At 61.9% G+C, this 21,878-nt stretch carries 23 protein-coding genes; 11 read left to right on the plus strand and 12 right to left on the minus strand.

The annotated features are described in order from the left end of the window. The first annotated feature begins 7 nt into the window (after positions 1-7). The 3 genes from pstA (at position 8) to V6767_RS00115 (ending at position 2,577) form a co-directional block, all read left to right on the plus strand. A complete protein-coding gene (gene pstA / locus V6767_RS00105) occupies positions 8-913 on the plus strand; it encodes a phosphate ABC transporter permease PstA (RefSeq protein ID WP_448471563.1) in 906 nt (301 codons plus the stop codon). 18 nt (positions 914-931) lie between these two features. After that, positions 932-1,753: a phosphate ABC transporter ATP-binding protein PstB gene (gene pstB / locus V6767_RS00110; RefSeq protein ID WP_448471564.1), complete on the plus strand. Its 822-nt coding sequence runs from the start codon at positions 932-934 to the stop codon at positions 1,751-1,753. Positions 1,754-1,899: 146 nt separating this feature from the next. After that, positions 1,900-2,577, plus strand: a complete 678-nt coding sequence (locus V6767_RS00115) for a hypothetical protein (RefSeq protein WP_448429327.1) — start codon at positions 1,900-1,902, stop codon at positions 2,575-2,577. An 18-nt stretch (positions 2,578-2,595) separates the two neighbouring features. On the opposite strand, the gene V6767_RS00120 is transcribed toward V6767_RS00115, so the two are convergent. Next, entirely contained in the window at positions 2,596-3,045 is a 450-nt protein-coding gene (locus tag V6767_RS00120) for a DNA polymerase III subunit chi (RefSeq protein ID WP_448471565.1), read from the minus strand. 14 nt (positions 3,046-3,059) lie between these two features. Continuing rightward, a complete protein-coding gene (locus V6767_RS00125; protein ID WP_448471566.1) occupies positions 3,060-4,547 on the minus strand; it encodes a leucyl aminopeptidase in 1,488 nt (495 codons plus the stop codon). Between the two features lie 173 nt (positions 4,548-4,720). Between V6767_RS00125 and V6767_RS00130 the strand changes: the two genes are divergently transcribed. The 7 genes from V6767_RS00130 (at position 4,721) to rsmA (ending at position 13,162) form a co-directional block, all read left to right on the plus strand. Next, positions 4,721-5,506, plus strand: a complete 786-nt coding sequence (locus tag V6767_RS00130) for a phosphatase PAP2 family protein (protein WP_448471567.1) — start codon at positions 4,721-4,723, stop codon at positions 5,504-5,506. Between the two features lie 36 nt (positions 5,507-5,542). Further along, positions 5,543-6,703 (plus strand): LptF/LptG family permease, encoded by a 1,161-nt coding sequence (locus V6767_RS00135; protein WP_448471568.1) that lies wholly within the window; start codon positions 5,543-5,545, stop codon positions 6,701-6,703. After that, positions 6,700-7,770 (plus strand): LPS export ABC transporter permease LptG, encoded by a 1,071-nt coding sequence (lptG, locus tag V6767_RS00140; RefSeq protein ID WP_448471569.1) that lies wholly within the window; start codon positions 6,700-6,702, stop codon positions 7,768-7,770. Before V6767_RS00135 ends, lptG begins: the two co-directional genes overlap by 4 nt. A gap of 110 nt (positions 7,771-7,880) precedes the next feature. Continuing rightward, positions 7,881-10,118 (plus strand): LPS-assembly protein LptD, encoded by a 2,238-nt coding sequence (locus V6767_RS00145; RefSeq protein WP_448471846.1) that lies wholly within the window; start codon positions 7,881-7,883, stop codon positions 10,116-10,118. A gap of 246 nt (positions 10,119-10,364) precedes the next feature. Further along, positions 10,365-11,318, plus strand: coding sequence for a peptidylprolyl isomerase (locus tag V6767_RS00150; protein WP_448471570.1), 954 nt, complete (start codon positions 10,365-10,367; stop codon positions 11,316-11,318). A 3-nt stretch (positions 11,319-11,321) separates the two neighbouring features. Beyond that, positions 11,322-12,338, plus strand: a complete 1,017-nt coding sequence (gene pdxA / locus V6767_RS00155; RefSeq protein WP_448471571.1) for a 4-hydroxythreonine-4-phosphate dehydrogenase PdxA — start codon at positions 11,322-11,324, stop codon at positions 12,336-12,338. Beyond that, complete coding sequence (gene rsmA, locus V6767_RS00160) at positions 12,335-13,162, plus strand: 16S rRNA (adenine(1518)-N(6)/adenine(1519)-N(6))-dimethyltransferase RsmA (protein WP_448471572.1); 828 nt, start codon at positions 12,335-12,337, stop codon at positions 13,160-13,162. The genes pdxA and rsmA overlap by 4 nt, the downstream gene beginning before the upstream one ends. 11 nt (positions 13,163-13,173) lie before the next feature. Here rsmA and recO read toward each other — a convergent pair whose 3' ends face one another. From recO to rpoZ, 9 genes are all read right to left on the minus strand, one after another. Next, a complete protein-coding gene (gene recO, locus V6767_RS00165; RefSeq protein WP_448471573.1) occupies positions 13,174-13,914 on the minus strand; it encodes a DNA repair protein RecO in 741 nt (246 codons plus the stop codon). A 21-nt stretch (positions 13,915-13,935) separates the two neighbouring features. Then, positions 13,936-14,859: a GTPase Era gene (gene era, locus V6767_RS00170; protein WP_448471574.1), complete on the minus strand. Its 924-nt coding sequence runs from the start codon at positions 14,857-14,859 to the stop codon at positions 13,936-13,938. Positions 14,860-14,926: 67 nt separating this feature from the next. After that, positions 14,927-15,628 (minus strand): ribonuclease III, encoded by a 702-nt coding sequence (rnc, locus tag V6767_RS00175; protein ID WP_448471575.1) that lies wholly within the window; start codon positions 15,626-15,628, stop codon positions 14,927-14,929. Next, a complete protein-coding gene (lepB, locus tag V6767_RS00180) occupies positions 15,629-16,375 on the minus strand; it encodes a signal peptidase I (RefSeq protein WP_448471576.1) in 747 nt (248 codons plus the stop codon). Between the two features lie 69 nt (positions 16,376-16,444). Continuing rightward, entirely contained in the window at positions 16,445-16,858 is a 414-nt protein-coding gene (gene acpS / locus V6767_RS00185; RefSeq protein WP_448471577.1) for a holo-ACP synthase, read from the minus strand. A gap of 19 nt (positions 16,859-16,877) precedes the next feature. Further along, entirely contained in the window at positions 16,878-17,459 is a 582-nt protein-coding gene (locus V6767_RS00190) for a DUF2062 domain-containing protein (RefSeq protein WP_448471578.1), read from the minus strand. 51 nt (positions 17,460-17,510) lie between these two features. Continuing rightward, entirely contained in the window at positions 17,511-17,696 is a 186-nt protein-coding gene (locus V6767_RS00195) for a hypothetical protein (RefSeq protein WP_448471579.1), read from the minus strand. A 108-nt stretch (positions 17,697-17,804) separates the two neighbouring features. Beyond that, positions 17,805-19,991 (minus strand): RelA/SpoT family protein, encoded by a 2,187-nt coding sequence (locus V6767_RS00200; protein ID WP_448471580.1) that lies wholly within the window; start codon positions 19,989-19,991, stop codon positions 17,805-17,807. Positions 19,992-20,083: 92 nt separating this feature from the next. Continuing rightward, positions 20,084-20,485, minus strand: coding sequence for a DNA-directed RNA polymerase subunit omega (gene rpoZ, locus V6767_RS00205; protein WP_230720557.1), 402 nt, complete (start codon positions 20,483-20,485; stop codon positions 20,084-20,086). A 286-nt stretch (positions 20,486-20,771) separates the two neighbouring features. On the opposite strand from rpoZ, the gene V6767_RS00210 reads away from it, so the two are divergent. After that, entirely contained in the window at positions 20,772-21,350 is a 579-nt protein-coding gene (locus V6767_RS00210; RefSeq protein ID WP_448428657.1) for a LabA-like NYN domain-containing protein, read from the plus strand. Between the two features lie 38 nt (positions 21,351-21,388). On the opposite strand, the gene smpB is transcribed toward V6767_RS00210, so the two are convergent. After that, the gene (gene smpB, locus V6767_RS00215) at positions 21,389-21,868 is read right to left on the minus strand and encodes an SsrA-binding protein SmpB (RefSeq protein WP_230720559.1); all 480 of its coding nucleotides are present in this window, start codon (positions 21,866-21,868) and stop codon (positions 21,389-21,391) included. Positions 21,869-21,878 lie beyond the last annotated feature (10 nt).

Below are 21,878 nucleotides of genomic sequence, written 5' to 3' on the forward strand. Positions count from 1 at the left end.
ACCGAACATGACCACGACGACCGATCAGACAACGATGAATCCCGAGGTGATTGCCCTCGGCGATCCCAATCTGAGCTTCTCCTTTGCCGAGCGGCGCACGATGATGAACTTCATCCAGACCGTCATCCTCTGGATCCTTGCCGGCATCGCGGCCATTCCGCTGATCTCGGTGCTCTACATGCTGATCAGCCGCGGCGGCGCGCGCATCAGCACGGCCGTGCTCACCGAACTGCCGCCCGCCCCCTTTGAACAGGGCGGCGGCATCGGCAATGCGATCGTCGGCACGCTCGTGATGGTTGCGATCGCATCGGTGATCTCAATCCCGATCGGCGTTCTCGGCGGCGTCTATACCGGCCTGATCAATCCCAACAGCCGCTTCTCCGCAACCGTCCGGTTCGTGGGCAAGGTGCTGACCGGCTTTCCGTCGATCCTCTCGGGCGTTTTCGTCTACGCCTGGCTGGTCATCGTGATGAAGACCTATTCGGCGGTCGCCGGCGGGCTTTCGCTGGCGATCCTGATGCTGCCGACCATCCTGCTGACCTCGGAGCAGGCCTTCCGGATGGTGCCGCAGCGCATGAAGGACGCAGCCTATGGCATGGGCTGTAATGCCACACAGGTTGCCACCAGAATTGTTTTGCCGACGGCGCTTCCGGGTGTTATGACCGGTGTCATGCTGGCGGTTGCGGGCGCGTCCGGAGAATCGGCCCCGCTGCTGTTTACAGCGCTGTTTTCGAATTATTGGATCGGAAGCTTCACGGAGCCCACTGCGTCATTGTCGATCTTGATCTACAATTTCTCGGCAATGCCTTATGAAAACCAGATTGAACTCGCATGGACCGCATCGCTTGTGCTTGTGCTCATCGTGCTTGTCTTCAACATCCTCAGCCGCTCCTTCGGCACGCGCCGCGTATAGGAAAAAGGTCGTAACGATATGTCTGCCACACTGGAAATGAACACCGCCCCAGCCGCCGATGTCAGCCCCGAAGTCGCGATCGGCGCGCGGATCGAGAAGATCTTCTACGGCGACTTCCTTGCCGTGCGCGATTCCGATGTTGATATCGAAAAGGGCAAGATCACCGGCTTCATCGGCCCGTCGGGCTGCGGCAAGTCGACCGTGCTGCGCTCGCTGAACCGCATGAACGACCTGATCCCCTCCTTCCGGCTCGAGGGTCATGTCCACTTTCTCGGACAGGATGTCTACGGCAAGAATGTCGATCCGGTCGTCGTGCGCCGCCATATCGGCATGGTGTTCCAGCAGCCCAACCCGTTCTCGATGAGCATCTTCGAAAACGTCGCCTTCGGCCTGCGTCTCAACGGCTTCAAGGGCGATATCAACGGCCGCGTTGAAAAGGCTCTGCGCCGCGCGGCGCTCTGGAACGAGGTCAAGGACAAGCTGAAGCAGAATGGTCTGTCGCTTTCCGGCGGCCAGCAGCAGCGTCTGTGCATCGCCCGCGCGATCGCCACCGAGCCGACCGTGCTTCTGATGGACGAGCCCTGCTCGGCGCTGGACCCGATCGCCACGCGTCAGATCGAAGAGCTGATGCTTGAGCTGAAGAACGACTACACCGTCGCGATCGTGACCCACAACATGCAGCAGGCGATCCGCGTTGCCGACAAGACCGCCTTCTTCTCGGTCGACATGTCGCAGGGGGGCCGCACCGGCTTCCTCGTTGAGGTCGGTGCAACCAAGCAGATCTTCGAAAACCCGAAGCAGCAGCTCACCAAGGAATATCTCTCCGGCGAGTTCAGCTGATCGGCAATACGGTCGCAATCGACGCATTTCGGGCGGCTCTTTCGGGATGCCGCCCTTTTGATATCCGGGACGAAGCCGTCGCCTTCAGCGCTCGCTTCGCTACGCTGCCAAACTCGAACCCAATTTGGGGTTGAGCGGAAACCAAGATGTTCAAGCACGTACTCGACCTTGAGAAGATCGAAGAAAGGCTGCGCGAAACCCAGCGGCAGTTCGCCCTTATCAATGCGCGCCTGACGATGCAGCGCGACGGCATGTCCGACAGCATCGTCGAGCACATGATGGAGGGCTACAGCTATGTCGACCAGTTGCTGCGCGACAACACCGACATCCTCAGGATCGGGCAGTTTCACCATCTCCTGGAACTCAACCACCGGGTCCTGTGCGGCTCCTCAAGAGAGGCGCGCGCGGAATTCCGCAATCATATCGAGCGGACGGAGGCCCATTTCTACGATCGTGAACTGGGCGATATCGGCGGCCTCGTGGACTGGTACGAGCGCCATAAGGGCAAGCCGGTGCGCAAGCGCGCGGCCGGCGTCTATGTCCGCGTGCTCAGCCGCCCCCAGCTCTATATCGAGGGCAATCACCGCACCGGGGCGCTGATCATGAGCTATATTCTCGGCCGCGAGGGCAAGCCACCCTTCGTGTTGACGCCGGAAAACGCAGAGGCCTATTTCAACCCGTCGACGCTGGTCCGCGACGCCCATAAATACTCGTTCGACGAGCTCATCAAGATTCCGAAGCTGAAGCGCTACTTCGCTGAATTCCTGAAGGAAAATGAGGATGAAAGCCTGATCGCCAAGCCCGAGGCGCTGGAGACGAACTGAGGCTCACCGCCGCAGCCCTCACGCCTTCTTCTGCCAGCGTCCGCCTTCGCCCTGCTGCCAATAGGTGAGGCTGTGCTCGCTCTGCTTCAGACGTTTCCACTCCGCCCGCGCCGCATTCAGCTCATCCACATCATGGCCGTCAAACATCACCACGACGCGTTGATAATCCTCCACACCCGAGACCGGAGCACCCTCCACGAAGAATCGGATATCGGCCTTGCCGGGATTGGTGTCCGCGGTCGTGAGCAGCACGGGCTGGCGTTCCGCGTGCGGCTCGTCATCCCGCCCGTGCGGGATGAAGCTGCCGGCGCGGAAGGTCCACAGCACCTCGTCCAGCCGGTCGCGCTCCGCCTCGCTCGTTGCCTGGATCGCAACACGCCAGCCGCGCTCCAGGCTTTTTTCGACAAGCGGCGGCAGAGCCGCATCGCGCAGCGATTCCGTCAGATGATAGAACAGGATCTCCGCCATGAACGCCCCTGCCCTCAGTCACGCGCCTCGTAATGGGCGCGCACCAGTTCATCCAGAAGCCTGACGCCGAAACCGGACGCCCAGCCGCCATTGATCTCGCTCTTCGGCGCGCCCATGGCGGTGCCCGCTATATCGAGATGCGCCCAGGGCGTTTCGCCCACGAAGCGCTTGAGAAACTGCGCGGCGGTGATCGAACCGGCATAGCGCGAGCCGCCGGTATTGCGCATATCGGCGAAGCGGCTGTCGATCATCTTGTCGTACTCGTCGCCGAGCGGCAGGCGCCACAGGTTTTCCTGGGTGCGCTCGGCGGCGTCGGCAAGCTCCTGCGAAAGGCCGTCATCATTGGAAAACAGGCCGGCGCGGTGCGAGCCGAGCGCGACCATGACGGCCCCGGTCAGCGTCGCGAGATCGATCATGAAGCGCGGCTTGAAGCGTTCCTTGCAGTACCAGAGCGCATCGGCGAGAACCAGCCGGCCCTCGGCGTCAGTGTTGATCACCTCGATCGTTTGTCCGGACATCGAGGTCACGATATCGCCGGGCCGCTGGGCATTGCCATCCGGCATGTTCTCGACGAGGCCGAGAATGCCGACGACATTGACCTTCGCCTTGCGCGCGGCGAGCGTATGCATCAGGCCGATCACAGCGGCCGCGCCGCCCATATCGCCCTTCATGTCCTCCATCGAGGCCGCGGGCTTGATTGAGATGCCGCCGGTATCGAACACCACGCCCTTGCCGACAAAAGCGATCGGGCGCTCGTCATTGCCGCCGCCATTCCACTGGATCACGGCGAGATAGGGCGGACGCACGGAGCCCTGGGCGACGCCGAGCAGCGCGCCCATGCCGAGTTCGTCCATCTTGTCGCGATCGAGAATCTCGACCTTGGCGCCAAGCGCCATGAGCGCCTCGGCCTTGTCGGCGAATTCGCGCGGGCCGAGAATATTGGCGGGCAGGTTCACCAGTTCGCGCGCCAGCACCACGCCCTCGCCCACCGCCTGCCGGTCGGCAAAGGCGGCATTGGCGGCGGTGACATCGCCGGTGACGATCTCGACCGGGATCTCGCGTCCGCTCTCATCCGCCTCATCGTCCTTGCCCGTCGTCTTGAACCGGTCGAAGGAATAGCCGCCGAGAATCATCCCGAGCGCGAAGTCCGCAAGCTCGGACGCGGTTGCGGCGCTGTCCGGATAGATCACCAGTTTCGCAGCCTTGCCGGCAGCAGCGGCAGCCTTGCCGCCCGCCCTGAGCCAGGCATTGGCCGAAAGCGAGTCGCGCTCGCCAAGCCCGATCAGCACGATCCGCGCCGCGTCGCTTTCGGCCGGCGCCAGCAGATCGAGCGTCGAACACAATTTCGCCTTGAAGCCGGCGGTGGCCGAGGCCTTCTCGTAAAGCGTCTCGCCCATGCCGACCGCCTGAAGGCCCGCCGGAACGTGACCGGCGCTCGCCAGGACAATCGCGGTGTTTCCGGCGCTTTCGGCCTTGTCGACAAAGGAGATCGAGAACTTCATTTCATGCTCCGGGTTCTGGTGTCACGGAATTGACAGGATAGGGTGAAAAAGAAATCCACCCCTTGTTAACGCAACCGGCCAAGAATGGTTGACCCGGTTCTCATAACACTTAAAACGACGAAAATGGAAACGGTGTGTGCGCCGCGCCGCCAACGAAACCGGAAAACGCCGCATTGCAGCAACACCACCAATGGCTTGAGAAACTGCCGGGGCGCTTTGGCACGATGCGACCGCTCAAGGCCGCATTCATTCTGCTTTTGGCGCTGTGGTGTTTGCTGCTTCTCGTTTTCTATCTCTTTCCCGGCATCGACCTCGCGGCCTCCCGGGCGTTCTTTCATCAGACGACCTGCAGCACCAGCGCGCCGGACGGCAAAATATGCGGCAGCTTTCCGATTTCAGCCGACGCCGTGCTCGGCCTGCTGCGCGAGGTGATTTTCTACCTGCCGATCATTCTCGGCCTGACCCTCATCTATCGCCTGATCGTTGCATGGTCGCATCACGGCGCCACCTACGACAAGCCGCTTGCGAACAGGCTGCTGGCCGGGCTCGTCGCCCTGATCGTCGGCCCCGGCCTTCTGGTCAACAGCGTGCTGAAGGAAATTTCCCACCGGCCGAGGCCGCGCAACACCGATCTTTTCGGCGGCGATCTGACCTTCGTGCCGGCCGGTGATTTTTCCGGCGCATGCCAGTCGAACTGCTCCTTCGTTTCCGGCGAGGCGGCCGGCGCCGGCTGGCTGTTCTGCTATGCCATCTTCCTCGTCCCGGAGCGCTTCCGGATCCTGCTGATGCCGCCGCTGATCGCGCTTTCGCTGGCCTCGCCCGCGATGCGGCTGGCCTATGGCGGTCATTATCTTTCGGATATCATACTCGGATGGCTTGCATCGGTGGTGATTTTCACCGGAAGTCTTTACATTTTCACAAGAAAGGAGCACGTCAGCCCGCTTCGCGAAACGACCTGACGCCGGTCCGTTCCGTAACGCACGACACCTAACGGCATGAAGATACTGGAACGCTACATATTGGCGCGGGTTGTGCGCATGTTCCTGGCGACATTGTTGCCGGTGCTGGCGGTGCTGTGGCTGACGCAAGTGCTCGGGCGCATCAATCTGGTGACCGACAGCGGCCAGTCGATCGTCTCGTTCCTGACGCTGGCGACGCTGATTCTCCCGACCGTGATTCCGACCGTCCTGCCCTTCGGCATCGTGCTCGGCACGGCGCAGACGCTGACGTCGATGAACAATGATTCGGAGCTTGCAGTCATCGACGGCGCCGGCGCCGGGCGCTCGATCATCTACCGGCCGATTCTGGCGTTCGCCGTCGTGCTCTGCGCCTTTTCCTTCGTGCTCGACAATTATATCGAGCCGCGCTCGCGCGCCGAGGCCCGCAGCGTGATCGCTTCCGTCTATGCCGATCTTCTGTCCTCCGTGATCGAGGAAAAGACCTTCCGCGAGATCGAGGACGGGCTTTACATCCAGATTTCCGAGCGCATGTCCGGCCGGGTGCTGAAGGGGCTTTTCGTCGCCGATTACCGCGAGCCGGAAAACTCCTACATCTATTACGCCAAGGAAGGCGCGGTTGATGAAAGCGGCAGCCAGCTCATCATGCGCGACGGCCAGGTGCAGCGGGAAAACCAGGACGGCGACGTCTCCATCGTTCAGTTCGATTCCTACAGTTTCGACCTTTCCGAACTGACCAGCGACAAGAGCCAGACCCGCCGGCGCGCGACCGACCGGGGCCTCGCCTATCTGCTCAACCCGCCGCAGGACGATCCCGATTATCTCGGCAATCCCGGCTCCTATCGCGCCGAGCTCACCCGGCGACTGACCGACTGGACGCTGCCCTTCATCTATGCCGTGTTCACCATCGTCATCGTCGGCGATGCCCGGTCCCACCGCGAGCGGCGGGTGCCGCCGATGGCAAGCGCCTTCGGGCTGACACTGCTGCTCAGGCTACTCTCCCACTTCAGCTCCAATCAGGCGGAAAACGACCCGTTCTTCGTCTATGTCTGCTATGCGATCATCTTCATCTCTCTGGCCGTCGGGCTCTATCTTCTGCTGAGGCCGCGTCGGGCGCGGCGCAAGACCGGACCGCTCGGCCGGATGATGGCCGCGCTGTTCCGTCTGCCGCGCAAGGCCGACGGCGGAGGTGCGGCATGATCCTCTCCGTTCTCGGCCGGTACTTCTTCGTCCGCTACGTCATCACCGTCTTATGGTTCCTGTTCGGCGTGGTGTCGATCATCTACCTGATCGATTTCAGCGAGGTGGTCGGCAATATTTCCGAGGAGGCCGGGCAGAACCTGGGCGACGCCCTGCTGATCACCGCGCTGCGCCTGCCCTATATCCTGCAGCAGACGATACCTTTCATCGCGCTGTTTTCGGCGATGGTGGCGCTGATCGCGCTCAACCGCCGCCACGAACTCGTGGTCGCCCGCGCTGCGGGAATCTCGGTGTGGCAGTTCATCATGCCGTTCGTGGTCGGCGCAGCCCTGCTCGGCGCGGCAAGCGTGCTGGCGCTCAACCCGCTGGCCTCATGGAGCCAGAAACGCGCCCTCGGCCTGGAGGCCGTCGGCGGCAAGCAGGATCAGGTCGTACCCTGGCTCAGGCAGATCACCGACGGGCAGGACACGATCATCGGCGGCCGCGGCATCGCCGAGAACGGGACCGAACTGCTCGATGCCGTCGTCATCTATTTTGACGATCAAGGGGGAATCGCCAAGCGCCAGGATGCGACGCGCGCCGTGCTGAGCGACGGTTTGTGGACGCTGCATGACGTGACCCAGACCGAGGCGGGCGAATTATCCACACATATGGACGAGGTTCAGGTGAAGACCAATCTGGAGGAGGATTTCGTCCAGCAGCACCTCGTCCAGCCCGATCTCGTAAGCTTCTTCGCCTTGCCGCGGCAAATTACCCTGGCGCGCCAGTTCGGAACTTCGACCAGCGCCTTGGAAACCCAGTATAACTACTTGCTTTCGCTTCCATTATTGCTGGTCGCCATGACTTTGATCGCCGCCACGGTCTGCCTCAAGTTTTCGCGCTTCGCGCAGTCGCCCACTGTTATTTTGGGTGGCATCCTGTCCGGGTTTCTGCTTTATGTGACGAGTGTTCTTGTAAAGGCGTTCGGCAGCAGCGGAATCCTGTCCCCGCTTCTGGCAGCCTGGATTCCGGTTGTCGTGGCGATGGCATTGGGTTTGACGATATTGCTGCATCAGGAGGATGGTTAGTGGCCCGGCGTAAACTAAGCGCATATCGCCTTGCCGGGCTCCTGGTCCTTGCCACCGCATTGACCCCGCCCGGAGCGGGGCTGCATTCCATGGCGGCGGCGCAGGAAAGCATGCTTCCCGAGCCGCCCGCCGACGACCAGGGCCCGATGCTGCTCAGCGCCAATGAACTGGTCTATAACCACGACACCCAGCAGGTCTACGCGCTTGGCGGTGTGCAGATTTACTATGCCGGCTACCGCATGGTGGCCAACAAGGTCGAATATGACCAGAAGGCGGGCAAGCTGATGGCCTTCGGCGGCATCGAGGTCGTCGACCCCGACGGCAATCGACTGCGCGCCGAAAAGCTCGACGTCACCGACGACTTCGCCAACGGCTTTCTCGAAGCCATCAGCGTGCGCACCCCGGAAGATATCGCGATCGCCGGCGAGCGCGCCGAGCGAATCGACAATGATGTCATGGTGCTGGAAAACGGCGTCTACACCGCCTGCATTCCCTGCGCGGAAAATCCGGAAAAGCCGCCCTTCTGGCAGATCAGGGCGCAGCGTGTCATCCAGAACGGCGTCGAGAAGACGGTGCGGCTGGAGCATCCCCGGTTCCAGCTTCTGGGCCACACCATCGCGATCCTGCCGACCGTGACCGTTCCCGACGCCAGCGTGAAGCGCAAGCGCGGTTTTCTGTTTCCTTCTGCGACCGTTGAGGAAAACCTCGGTTTCGGCATTTCCGTGCCCTATTACATTCCGCTCGGCCCTAGCGCGGACGTCACCTTCACCGGGACAGGCTACACCCAGCAGGGCTTTCTGCTGGAGGCGGAATATCGCAAGCGCTACCGCAACGGCCAGCATACGCTGCGCATGGCCGGCATCGACCAGCTGGGCAGCAGCCGCTTCCCCGCCGGCACCAGCGATGCCGACAATGACCTGCGCGGCATGATCGCCTCCACCGGCGAATTCCAGATCAACCCGCGCTGGGTTTTCGGCTGGGATGTCATGGTGCAGAGCGACACCAATTTCGCCCGGACCTATTCGATCGACGGTCATGACGACCGCATCTTCAACAACCAGGTTTACCTGGAAGGGCTCGGCAAGCGTAGTTCGCTCTCTATCAAGGGCAATTATTTCGACGTTCAGGACGCCAACAGCCAGAATGCCGCCGAGGACGAACAGGCGATCGTGCTGCCGGTGATCGATTACGATTATATCGCCCCGCGCCCGTTCGCCGGCGGCGAGCTTTCCGTGACCAACAATCTCACCAATATCGTCCGGCAGAAGAACGATGTTGTTGAGACCACGGTCAACGACCGCTTCCTGGGCCTTCAGGGCAACAGCACGCGGCTGACCAGCGAGGTCGAGTGGAAGAAGACCTTCACCTCGCCCCAGGGTCTGCAGCTTACGCCGATCCTGGCCGCGCGCGCCGACGGCTACCTGCTCAATGTCGATGATCCGAACCAGATCGCGCCGGGCACCTACAACTATGCCGGCAATTTCGTCGATCAGGATGCCGCCGCCCGCGCCATGCTGACGGCGGGCCTCGAAGTCAAATACCCGATGCTGATCACCAATGGATTCAGTTCGCATATCGTCGAGCCGATCGGGCAGATCTTCGTCCGCCCTGACGAGCAGCATGCCGGCGGCCTTCCCAACGAGGATAGCCAGAGCTTCGTGTTCGATGCCACCACGCTGTTCGATCGCGACAAGTTCTCCGGCTACGACCGCGTCGAGGGCGGCACCCGCGCCAATATCGGGCTGCGCTATCGCGGCGTCTACGACAACGGAATCATGGTCGACGGCCTGTTCGGCCAGTCCTTCCAGCTTGCCGGCGCGAACTCGTTCGCATCCCCCGATCTCGTCGGCGTCGGTCTGGAATCCGGGCTTGAAACCGAACGCTCCGATTATGTCGGCGCCGCCCAGATATCGTTCCCCTTCGGCGTCGGCCTCAACGCGTCCGCCCGTTTCGACGAGACCGATTTTTCGCTGCAGCGCACCGATGCAGGCATCACCTATACCTCGGCCCGCTTCGACACCGCGCTCGACTACACCAATGTCATGGCCCAGCCCGGCTACGCCTATGACGAGCGCAACAGCGAGATTAAATCCACCAGCACCTTCCGGTTCAACGACAATTGGGGCGTCTCGGGCTCGTTGACCTACGACCTCAGCAACAATGTCCTGACGCGCCGCTGGGTGGGGTTGACCTATGAGGACATCTGCACCCTATTCTCGATCACCTATCAGGAGAGCTGGGATACCGACAATGCGCAAGGCGTCGACTGGACGATCGGCGCGCGCCTGACGCTGCGCACACTCGGCGACATCGCCATCGGCTCCGATAATTTCGGCGGCAGTTTCTAGCGTCTCCTCAAACAACGAATCGCGGCGACGCCTTGCTTTTGCCGCTGAAATGGACAAAACATTTCCCTTATAGGTTCAGGATCGATATGCGGCCGGACTCCCGGCCTTACATGTCTCCTGGCAGCGCGGGACTTGAGGCGGTTGGGTGAATTCGATCGCCTCCAGGGAGGCCGAGACGTCCCGCGGACAAGAGATACGGATGCGGCCGGTTGGCGTTTTCGCCCCGGCCGGGGAAAGGAATAAGACATGAACGCCGCCAGATTTACCGTGAATGCCTTTGCCGCTGCTGTGATCGCGACCGCATCGATCGTCGGCGTGCCCGCCCAGACGGCTTTCGCCAAGACCGTCGATATCGAGGTGATCGTCAACAATGTGCCGATCACCAATGACGATATCGCCAAGCGCAAGGCCCTGTTGCGGCTGATGGGCACCAAGGGCGCGACCGACGCCAAGGCGCGCGAGGCGATGATCGACCAGGCGCTGAAACAGTCCGAAATCGCGTTCCGCGGCGCATCCGTCACCCAGGCGGAGGTTGATGATGCGTTCCAGAACTTCGCCAATGGCAACAAGATGTCGGTCGCCCAGATGAGCAGCATTCTCAATCAGGCTGGCGTCGGCGTCGATCACTTCAAGTTCTTCATCGCCGTCAGCATGAGCTGGGGTCAGCTTCTGCGCGCCCGCTACGGCACCAACACGCTGCTTCCCGACGACGAGTTCATCCCGCAGCTGGAAGCGGCCGAAAAGGAAGGCAAGAAGCCCGAAACCACCGAGTACCTGCTGAAGCGGATCGTCTTCGTGGTGCCAGAAAAGGAGCGCGGCTCGCTGCTGGCCAAGCGCAAGCGTGAAGCCGAAGCCGCGCGCAAGAAGTTCCCCGGCTGCGATCAGGCGATCCCGTTTGCCGCGTCCATGAACGACGTCACCGTGATCGATCTCGGCCGCTTCCTCGAGCCGCAATTGCCGGCCCAGTGGAAGGACCCGGTCATCAAATCGAGCGGCGACACCACCTCCGTCATCACCACGCCGGTGGGCGCGGAGTTTCTGGCCGTGTGCGAGCGCAAGACCGCCAGCGACGACTATGCCGCCCGCCTGGTGCTGAGCAACAAGGAAGATTCCGCCGAGATGGACACGGACGCCGAAAGCGAGAAGTATCTCGAGGAATTGCGGGACAAGGCGCAGATCGTCACCCCGGGCAAGTCGTAATCCTTGGCAACGGACACCGTAAAACCGCTGGCGCTGACGCAGGGTGATCCTGCCGGCATCGGCCCCGAGATTGCCCTGAAGGCATGGCAGAGACGCGGCGAAAGCGGCCTGCCGCCCTTCATCTATCTCGGCGATCCGCGCATTCTTGCCGCGCGCGCCGAAATGCTCGGGCTGGATATCCCGATCGAGATCACCGCGCCGGAGGCAGCGCTTGAGCGGTTCGACGAGACCCTGCCGGTGTTCGCGATCGACACCGCGCTCAACACCGCGCCCGGAAAACCCGATCCCGCGACCGGAGAAGGCACAATCGCGGCGATCGAGACCGCGGTGAAGCTCACCATGCGCGGCAAGACGAGCGCCGTGGTCACAAATCCGATCGCCAAGTCGGTGCTCTACAGCGCGGGCTTTAAACATCCGGGCCATACCGAGTTTCTCGCCGCCCTTGCCGGGCGCGAGACCGGAAAGGCCGTGCGCCCGGTGATGATGCTCGCCTGCCCGGCATTGCGGGTGGTGCCGGTCACGATCCATATTCCGCTGAAGGACGTGCCGGCAGCCCTCGATGAGGCCTTGATCGTGGATACGATCCGCATCACGGCGCAAGAGCTCAAATCCCGCTTCGGTCTGGCCGCGCCGCGCCTCGCCGTCGCTGGCCTCAACCCCCATGCGGGCGAGCAGGGCACGATAGGCCGCGAGGACGAGGAGATCGTGCGCCCGGCGCTTGAGCGCCTGCGCGCCGATGGCATTGATGTCGCAGGCCCGCTCCCCGCCGATACCATGTTCCACGCCGCCGCGCGCAGCCGCTACGATGCGGCGATCTGCATGTATCACGATCAGGCGCTGATACCGGTGAAGACGCTCGGCTTCGAGGACGGCGTCAACGTGACGCTCGGCCTGCCCTTCGTGCGCACCTCGCCGGACCACGGCACGGCCTTCAACATCGCCGACAAGGGCGTTGCCGACCCGACAAGCCTTGAAGAGGCGCTGAAGCTTGCGGCTGAGCTTTCGGAACGCGCAGCATGAGCCAGATCGACGACCTGCCGCCGCTGCGCGCGGTTCTGGCCGCCCATAATCTCGACGCGAAGAAGGCGCTCGGCCAGAATTTTCTGCTCGATCTGAACCTCACCCAGAAGATTGCCCGCACCGCCGGCGATCTTAAAGGCGCGCATGTCATCGAGGTCGGCCCCGGCCCCGGAGGGTTGACGCGGGCGATCCTCTCGCTCGGCGCGGAGAAGCTCACGGTGATCGAGCGCGACGAACGCTGCCTGCCGGCGCTTGAGGAGATCGCGTCTCACTATCCGGGCCGGCTGGAGATCATCAGCGGCGATGCGCTGAAGACGGATTTCGCCGCCCTTGCCGGCGATCACCCTGTCAGGATCATTTCCAACCTGCCCTATAATGTCGGCACCCAGCTGCTGGTGAACTGGCTGCTGCCGCGCGCATGGCCGCCCTACTGGCAATCGCTGACGCTGATGTTCCAGAAGGAAGTCGCCCAGCGCATCGTCGCGGAAGCCGGCGACAACCACTATGGTCGGCTGGGCGTGCTCGCCGGATGGCGGACCGAGGCACGCATCGCCTTCGACGTGCCGCCGCAGGCCTTCACCCCGCCGCCCAAGGTCACCTCCAGCGTGGTGCACATGACGCCCCGCGCCGAACCGATCCCGGTTGCAGCTGCAGCGCTGGAGCGGGTGACGCAGGCCGCCTTCGGCCAGCGCCGCAAGATGCTGCGCCAGAGCATCAAGAGCCTCGGCGGTGAAGCGCTGCTCGCCAGGGCCGGCATCGAGCCGACGCGCCGCGCCGAAACGCTCAGCATCGCGGAATTCTGCGCGCTCGCCGAGAACCTGTAGTTCACATTCACTCAGGCCGAAGCAGCGTCGAGCGCCTTCAGCGTGGCCTGGATGAAGCTTTCGCGCGCCATGGCCGGTTTGAGGCCGCGCGGCTCGTAGACGTGGCGGTTGAGAAAGAATCCGGTCAGCCGGAAACCGGCTTCCAGGTCGGCCCGATCGGCGGCTTCGTTCATGTCAGGGCGCAGAAACACCGGCAGCGCCAGCATGCGATCGGCATAGGGCGTTCCCGCCGTCTGGGAGACCGCGCGGCCGGTCTTCGGCGAGACATAGGCAAGGTCCGTCGTCACGCCGCTTGCCGCGCATTGGGCGAGATCCAGGCCGAAACCGAGTTCGTTGAGCAGCGCCAGTTCAAACCGCACGAACAATTCGCCGGCGGCGCTGGCATCGTCGAGATGGGAAATGATCACCTCCATCGCGGCGCAGAGATGGCGGTGCGGGTCACGCTCCGGCAGCAGCCTGAGCAGCGCCGCCATCGCCTGGACGCCGTGAAGCGCCGGGGCGGACAGCATCAGAAACGCCGCGCGCTGTTCGATCGGCTCGACCCGGAATTCGCCAAGATGCTCGGAAAGCCGCGCGCGCCAGTGGAGCGAGACCCGGTTGCCGGGCTGCAGAACCGGCCGCATCGTCCGCGACCGGCCGCCGCGTACCATGCCGAGATGGCGGCCATGATCCACCGTCATCACCTCGGCGATCACGCTGGTCTCGCCGTGGCGGCGGCTGCCCAGAACAATGCCCTCATCCTGCCATTCCAAGGTGCTGCGTCTCCCGACGGATCAATCCGAGTAATCGAGCCCGATTTCGCGGTAGCGGGCCGGATCGTCGCCCCAGTTCTCCCGCACCTTCACGAACAGGAAGAGGTGAACCGGCTGATCAAGAATTTCCGACAACTCCTTGCGAGCGCTCATGGAAATCGCCTTGATCGCTTCGCCGTTCTTGCCGAGCGCGATCTTCTTCTGGCTGTCGCGTTCGACATAGATCACCTGTTCGATGCGCACCGAACCATCCTTGCGCTCTTCCCATTTCTCCGTCTCGACATGAGAGGAATAGGGCAGTTCCTGATGCACCCGCAGGAACAGTTTTTCACGGGTAATCTCGGCGGCGAGCTGGCGCATCGGCAGATCGGAAATCTGGTCTTCCGGATAGTACCAAGGGCCCTCGGGAAGCCGCTTCGCCAGAAAGCCCATCAGATCGTCACAGCCGGAACCGGTGGTGGCGGAGATCATGAAGGTCTCCTCGAAATCGATCGCCTCATTGGCAGCCGAGGCGAGCTTCAGCAGGTCTTCCGGACGCACGCGGTCGATCTTGTTCAGCACCAGGATCTTCGGGTGGCGCACCTCTTTCAGGCCTTCGAGAATGGCCTCCGCGTCGCCCTTGAGGCCGCGCTCGCTGTCGATCAGCAGCACGATGAGGTCGGCGTCGCGCGCGCCGCTCCAGGCGGCCATCACCATGGCGCGATCGAGCCTGCGGCGCGGCTTGAAGATGCCGGGCGTGTCCATGAACACGATCTGCGTTCTGTCGTGGATGGCGATGCCGCGCAGCGTGGCGCGCGTCGTCTGCACCTTGTGGCTGACGATCGTCACCTTGACGCCGACAAGGCGGTTCACCAGCGTGGATTTGCCGGCATTGGTCGGGCCGATCAGGGCAACAAAGCCGGATCGGGTTTCGGCACCCTCCGGCATGGTTTCAGTCTCGGTCATGAATGGCAACTCCTGCGGCTTTCCGCATCATGGCGGACCGCACTATAACAGATTCAAAAAATCAGGTTCAGCTCTCTGCCGACCACACGCCTTCGCGCTCCAGAAGCCGGGTGGCCGCGACCTGTTCGGCGGCGCGCTTGGAGCGATCAATGCCGGTTTCCGGCGCAACGCCGCTGACGGTGACCGTCACCGTGAAGCGCGGCTCGTGATCGGGACCGGAACGGTCCTCGACCTTGTAGACCGGCGTCTGGCCGAAGCGGGCATGCGCCCATTCCTGCAATTCGGTCTTGGCGTCGCGGCGCAGCGTCACGCCGTCGGCAAACAGCGGCTTCCACCAGGTTTCGATGAAATCGCGCGCGGGCTTCAGCCCGCCTTCCAGATAGAGCGCCGCGATCACGCTTTCGACGACATCGGCGCGGATCGAAAGCACCCGCTTGCCGGTAAGCTTCTTCACGTCCTGTCCGGTCTTGATGAACCGGTGCAGGCCGAGATCATCGGCAACCCGCGCGCACGCCTCGGCGCTGACAAGCTGGTTCAGCCGCACCGAAAGCTCGCCTTCGCTTGCGCCCGGAAACAGTCGGAACAGGTTCTCGGCAATCACCAGCCCCAGCACCCGGTCGCCGAGAAATTCCAGCCGCTCGTAATTGTCGTCCTTGCCGCTGCGCGCGCTGGCATGCGTCAGCGCCAGCGCGAGGCGCTTGCGATCGGCGAAATCGAAGCCGATCAGCTCGGCAAATGCGTCGACATCAGCGCCGTGCCTCTCCGCCATTCAGCCACCGATAACCTTGAACATGCGGTCCCAGCGCATGTTGAACGGCCACTTCCATATCTGCGCGAAGGAGGTGTCGTTGCCGAGCGAGAAGAAAATCAGGCTGGCGCGGCCAACGAGGTTTTCGGCCGGCACGAAACCGACATCGAAACGGCTGTCGAGCGAGTTGTCGCGATTGTCGCCCATCATGAAATAATGGTCCTCGGGCACGATGAACTCGCGGGTATTGTCGCCGGGACCGTTGCGCAATTCGTCGAGCGTGTCGTAGCTGACGCCATCGGGCAGCGTTTCGCGGAAGACAGGGATATCGCGGCCCGGATCGCGGCGATAGTCGGAGGTGAAGGTGCCATCGGCGGTGCGCGGCACCGGCTCGTCGTTCAGGTAGAGAATACCGTTTCTGACCTGCACCCGGTCGCCGGGAAGGCCGATCACGCGCTTGATGTAATCGATATCGGGGTTCGGCGGATAGCGAAACACGACGACATCGCCGCGATCGGGATCGCTGCCGAAAATGCGGCCTGAAAACAGGTTCGGCGAGAATGGGAGGGAATAGCGCGAATAACCGTAGGAAAACTTGTTCACGAACAGATAGTCGCCGACCAGAAGCGTCGGCATCATCGATCCGGAGGGAATCGTGAAAGGCTGAAACAGGAAGGTCTTGATGACCACCGCCAGAAGCAAGGCCTGGACGATGACCTTAACATTGCTCCACAGCGAGCTTTCCTGTTTTTCTTCTTTTTCAGACACGCAGTGCTTCCTTTTGCTCACCGGTTTCGCCATGAGCTTTAGCCCCTTAGCCAAAAACGGGCAATGTTTTTAAGAAGGTTTCGCCCCCTCCTCCACCGCCTCGATGATGACGAAGGCCTGCGCGAGCGGGTAATCATCGGTGATGGTGATGTGGATCCGCGCCTCATGACCTTCGGGAATCAGGCGCGCGAGGGCTATGCCGGCGCCGCCGGTGAGCTTCATTGTCGGCTTGCCGCCGGGCAGGTTGACCACGCCCATATCCTTCCAGAACACGCCCCGCGCGATGCCGGTGCCAAGCGCCTTGGAGCAGGCCTCCTTGGCGGCGAAGCGCTTGGCGTAGGAGGCGGCGCGGTTTCGCCGCCGGTCAGACTTGGCCTGTTCGATATCGGTGAAGCAGCGCGCGGTGAACCGCTCGCCGAAGCGCTCGATGGTCTTTTCCACGCGCCTGATATCGATCAGATCGCTGCCGAGGCCGACGATCATGGCATTCCTCCCGGTGATTTCAATTCTTCGAACCGTTCATGGCCCCGTTCTGGAGCTCGGCCTGGCGCGCCGCGATCATCGCCTGACGGCGTGTCTGGAACGACTGCACCGCATAATAGGTGGCTACATAGAACAGACCGCCGCAGACGAGCGCGGGAATGATCGACCCGACGATCATCGGCTCCAGCAGCGGTTTCCAGAGATCGGAAAGCTCGAATTTCTTCACGAGATCGACAAGGTCGATATGCTGACGCCCTTCGGCGCTGCGCCCCAGCAGAAAACTGCCGAATTTCCATGTGGAAAGCCATATGAAGGGAAAGGTGAGTGGATTGCCGAAGGCTGTGCCAAGGGCTGCTGCAAACAAATTCCCGCCGAAAACAAAGGCGATTGCAAAGGCGGAAACGAAATGCAGGCCGATGAACGGCGTCCAGGATACAAAAACGCCCGCAGCAATCCCCATGGCGATCGCATGCGGCGTTCCCCGCAGCCGCACGGTGCGGTGATAGATATAGACCGGTACGCGCCAGAAGCCCTTTCTGGGCCAGACCGCGCCGCGCAATCGCTGCCAAAAACTTGCCGGAGAACGTCTCTTGAAAAGCATGATCTAGTTTTGACAGCTGGGAGGATGAATGCAAGCGCGTTTTGGCGAAACTCAGTCCGGCTTCACGCGGCGGCGCACCTCTTCATCGTCGCTCTCCCGCAAATCTTCGGGTTTCGGACGGCCGGGGTCGAAATTGTGATCGATATTGTCCATCACGTGCTTCACGCCCTCGGCCTCGCTTTCGCTGACCTTGGGGTGCGTGAAGCGTTTGAAGAAGTCGCGTAAACCATCCCACATGGCGTTCCTGCCTTTCGTCGGTTGATGACTGTTAGACGCAAACTTGAACCATAATGTTCCATCGCGGCCGTGGCCATTGTCCGTCGTCAACCGATGGCGCGCGCCGCTTCAGACGAATTCCCGCTTGACGGTCGCCACGCAATCGAGCGCCTTGAGCTGGTTGATCGTCTGCGTCAACTGACGCAGGTCCCAGACCTCCATATCCATGCCGACCTCGGCGAAATCCTCCGCGATCACATCCATCCGGATCGAGCGGATATTGACGTCGAGCGTCGCGATGGTCGAAGTGATGCGAGCGAGCGTGCCGGGCTCGTTCAGCACATTGATGCCAATGCGCGCGCGAAACCGCTTGTCATTGGTGGAATCGATATCCCAGCGGATGTCGACCCATCGATCGGGCTGGTCCTCGTATTGCTGCAGGCCAGGCGACTGGATCGGGTAGACCGTGATGCTGCCGTCATCCTCGGTGATGCCGACGATGCGGTCGCCGGGCACCGCGCCCGAGGGCGAAAACCGCACGATCGCCGCGCCGTTGAGACCGCGCAGCGGCACGCCCGCCTCGCTGTCGGCGTCCGGCAGGCGAAACGCCATGCCCTCGCCTTTCGGCAGGCTCACCCAACCATCCTCGACGTTTGGCTTGATGGTGACGCGCTCATCCTTGTGATCCGGGAACACGGCCTTCAGCACATCGACGGAGGAGAGCTCGTTGCGCCCGACGGCGGCGATCACATCCTCGACATCGCTCTGGCCGAGACGGTGCAGAACCGAGGCCAGCACCTCGCGCGAGAAGGTCTTGCCCGAACGGGCAAAGGTGCGCTCGAGAATCCGGTAGCCGAGGCCGCTATACTGCTTGCGGATCGCCGCGCGCGTTGCCCTGCGGATTGCCGCGCGCGCCTTGCCGGTGACGACGATGCCCTCCCAGGCCGGCGGCGGCACCTGCACGCCGGAGCGGATGATCTCCACCTCGTCGCCATTGTTGAGCCGGGTTACCAGCGGCATCATCCGCCCGTTCACCTTGGCGCCGACACAGGTATCGCCGATATTGGTGTGAACCGCATAGGCGAAATCGATCGGCGTCGCGTCCTTCGGCAGCGCGATGAGCTGCCCCTTGGGCGTGAAGCAGAACACCTGGTCCTGAAACAGTTCCAGCTTGGTGTGCTCGAGAAATTCCTCGGGGCTGTCGCCTTCCGCCAGCGCCTCGATGGTCTTGCGGAACCAGGAGAACACGTTGGTTTCGTCATTGGCCGCGCCAGCCCCCCTGCCCTCCTTGTAGAGGGAATGGGCGGCGATGCCGTATTCGGCGATATCATGCATTGCGCGGGTGCGAATCTGCAGCTCAATGCGCTGCCTGAGCGGACCGACAATGGTGGTGTGCAGCGACTGGTAACCGTTCTGCTTGGGATTGGAGATGTAGTCCTTGAAGCGTTCCGGCACCATGCGCCAGCGGGTGTGCACCAAACCGAGCGCCCGGTAACAGCTCTCAAGCTCATCGACGATGATCCGGAAGCCGTAAAGGTCCGACATCTGTTCGAAGGACAGCGATTTCGACTGCATCTTGTTGAAGATCGAGAACGGCTTCTTCAGCCGACCCTTGACCTTGACGTCGACGAGCCCGTGTTCGGTCAGGAGCGCCTTGAGTTCGTCCTCGATGCTCTTGACCATGGCCTGGTTCTGGCCGGCGAGGTCCTGCAGCTTGTCGCGGATGGTCTGATAGGCTTCCGGGTTGATATACTGGAAGGACAGGTCCTCCAGTTCCTCGCGCATGTCCTGCATGCCCATGCGGCCGGCGAGCGGCGCATAGATTTCCATCGTCTCCTCGGAAATCCGCCGGCGCTTGTCGGCGCGCATGTAATAAAGCGTGCGCATGTTGTGGAGCCGGTCGGCAAGCTTGACCAGCAGCACGCGCACATCATCGGCCACGGCGAGAAACAGCTTGCGCAGGTTTTCGGCCTGCTGCGCCTTGCGGGAGACCAGGTCGAGCCGCTTGATCTTGGTAAGCCCCTCGACCAGAGCGCCGATCTCGTCGCCAAAGAACTGGTCGATCTCGTCACGCGTCGCCGAGGTATCCTCGATCGTGTCGTGCAGCAGCGCGACCGCGATCGTCGACTCGTCCATATGCAGGTCGGTCAGGATCGCCGCGACTTCGAGCGGGTGCGAGATGTAGGGATCGCCGCTGGCGCGCTTCTGCCGCCCATGCTTCTGCATGGCGTAGACATAGGCCTTGTTGAGCAGCGCGATATCGGCGTCAGGCTTATATTTCTGTACCCGCTCTACGAGTTCGTATTGCCGCATCATGGCTCAGTGACCGGGCCCATTACGGGCGCAATGCGGACCTCAAGTCCGCTGAAATGGAAAGCGGCCGCGGGGTGCGCCCGCAGCCGGCAATATCAGTAGTCGTCGCCTTTTTCCGGCGGAACCAGGCCTTCAATGCCGGAGCGAAGCTCTTCTTCCGACATCTGGTCGAAGGGGATGGCGTCCGGCATGTCCGGGCGCTCCGCGGGCTCGGCGGCGTCCTCGTCGGCCGAAGCGCTGGCAGAGCTGTCGGCCTCGGGTTCGTCGACCTCGACGTGGCGCTGAAGCGAATGGATCAGGTCTTCCTTCAGATCGTCGGGCGAAAGGGTTTCGTCGGCGATCTCGCGAAGGGCCACGACCGGATTCTTATCATTGTCGCGGTCGACGGTGATCTGGGCGCCCTGGGAGATGAGACGCGCACGATGTCCTGCGAGCAGAACGAGATCGAACCGGTTGTCGACTTTGTCGATACAGTCTTCAACTGTGACACGAGCCATTGACTGTCCTTTTAGGAGATTTCTGTGGAATGGCACCTCATAAAGGAGCCGCGCCCGGAATTCAAGGGCGCAATTCAATGCCGTGGCGCGTGAATCGGTACGACGCGATCCACGTTACATTGCGACTCTCAAAACTTTATGTTGAATTCTTTAGGCAGATGGTTAAATCCTGAGTGAATTGTATATTTTTTGGCACAAATTTGATCTGTCGTCGTTTACCCGTATAGGGCTACCGCATTAAATTGCAGACGGTGGCAAATACTAATTTCATTTGAGGACATGTTTTATGTTTGATCCGCGCGAGAAAATTGCGCTCTTCATCGATGGCGCCAATCTTTACGCCGCCTCCAAGGGCCTCGGTTTCGATATTGATTATCGCAGACTGCTGAAGGTTTTTCAGGGCAAGGCCTACCTGCTGCGCGCCTATTACTACACGGCGCTGATCGAAGACCAGGAATATTCCTCGATCCGCCCGCTGATCGACTGGCTGGATTACAACGGCTACAAGGTCGTGACCAAGCCCGCCAAGGAATTCACCGATTCCATGGGACGGCGGAAGATCAAGGGCAATATGGATATCGAGCTGGCGATCGACGCGATGGAGCAATCGGCAACGGTCGACCATCTCGTGATCTTTTCCGGCGACGGGGATTTCACCACGCTGGTGGAAGCGCTTCAGCGCAAGGGGCGCAAGGTTTCCGTGGTCTCCACCATGGCGACCCAACCGCCGATGATCGCCGACGATCTGCGCCGGCAGGCAGACCATTTCATCGATCTGGTTTCGCTGAAGCAAGAAATCGGACGCGAGCCATCGGAACGACCCCAGCGCACGCCCGAAGTGGTGAGCTCCGACTTCGACGACTGAAGCGGCGAGCCACCCCAAGGCGGCAGTCGCTGTTGCCGTCAGCCGAGGTTCTTGAGAAGCCTGCTCTTTTCGCGGTTCCAGTCGCGCTTCTTGGCCGTTTCGCGCTTGTCGTGCAGCTTCTTGCCCTTGCCGAGCGCAAGCTCGAGCTTGGCGCGACCGCGATCGTTGAAATAGAGCTTCAGCGGGATCAGTGTCATGCCATCGCGGTTGACCGCGGAGCGCAGGCGGTGAATCTCCCGCTTGCCCAGAAGCAGCTTGCGGCGCCGGCGCGGCTCGTGATTGAAGCGGTTTCCCTGAAGGTATTCTGGCAGGTAGGAATTGATCAGCCACATCTCGCCATCCTCGTCGGAGGCGTAGGATTCGGCGATATTGGCCTTGCCCTCACGCAGCGATTTGACCTCGGTTCCGGTCAACACAAGGCCCGCCTCGAGCGTGTCGAGGATTTCGTAATTGAACCGTGCCTTGCGGTTTTCGGCCACGATATTCAGCCGACCACCCTTGCTGCCTTTCGGAGCCATGAAAGTCTTC

This window comes from Martelella sp. FLE1502 (assembly GCF_053484255.1).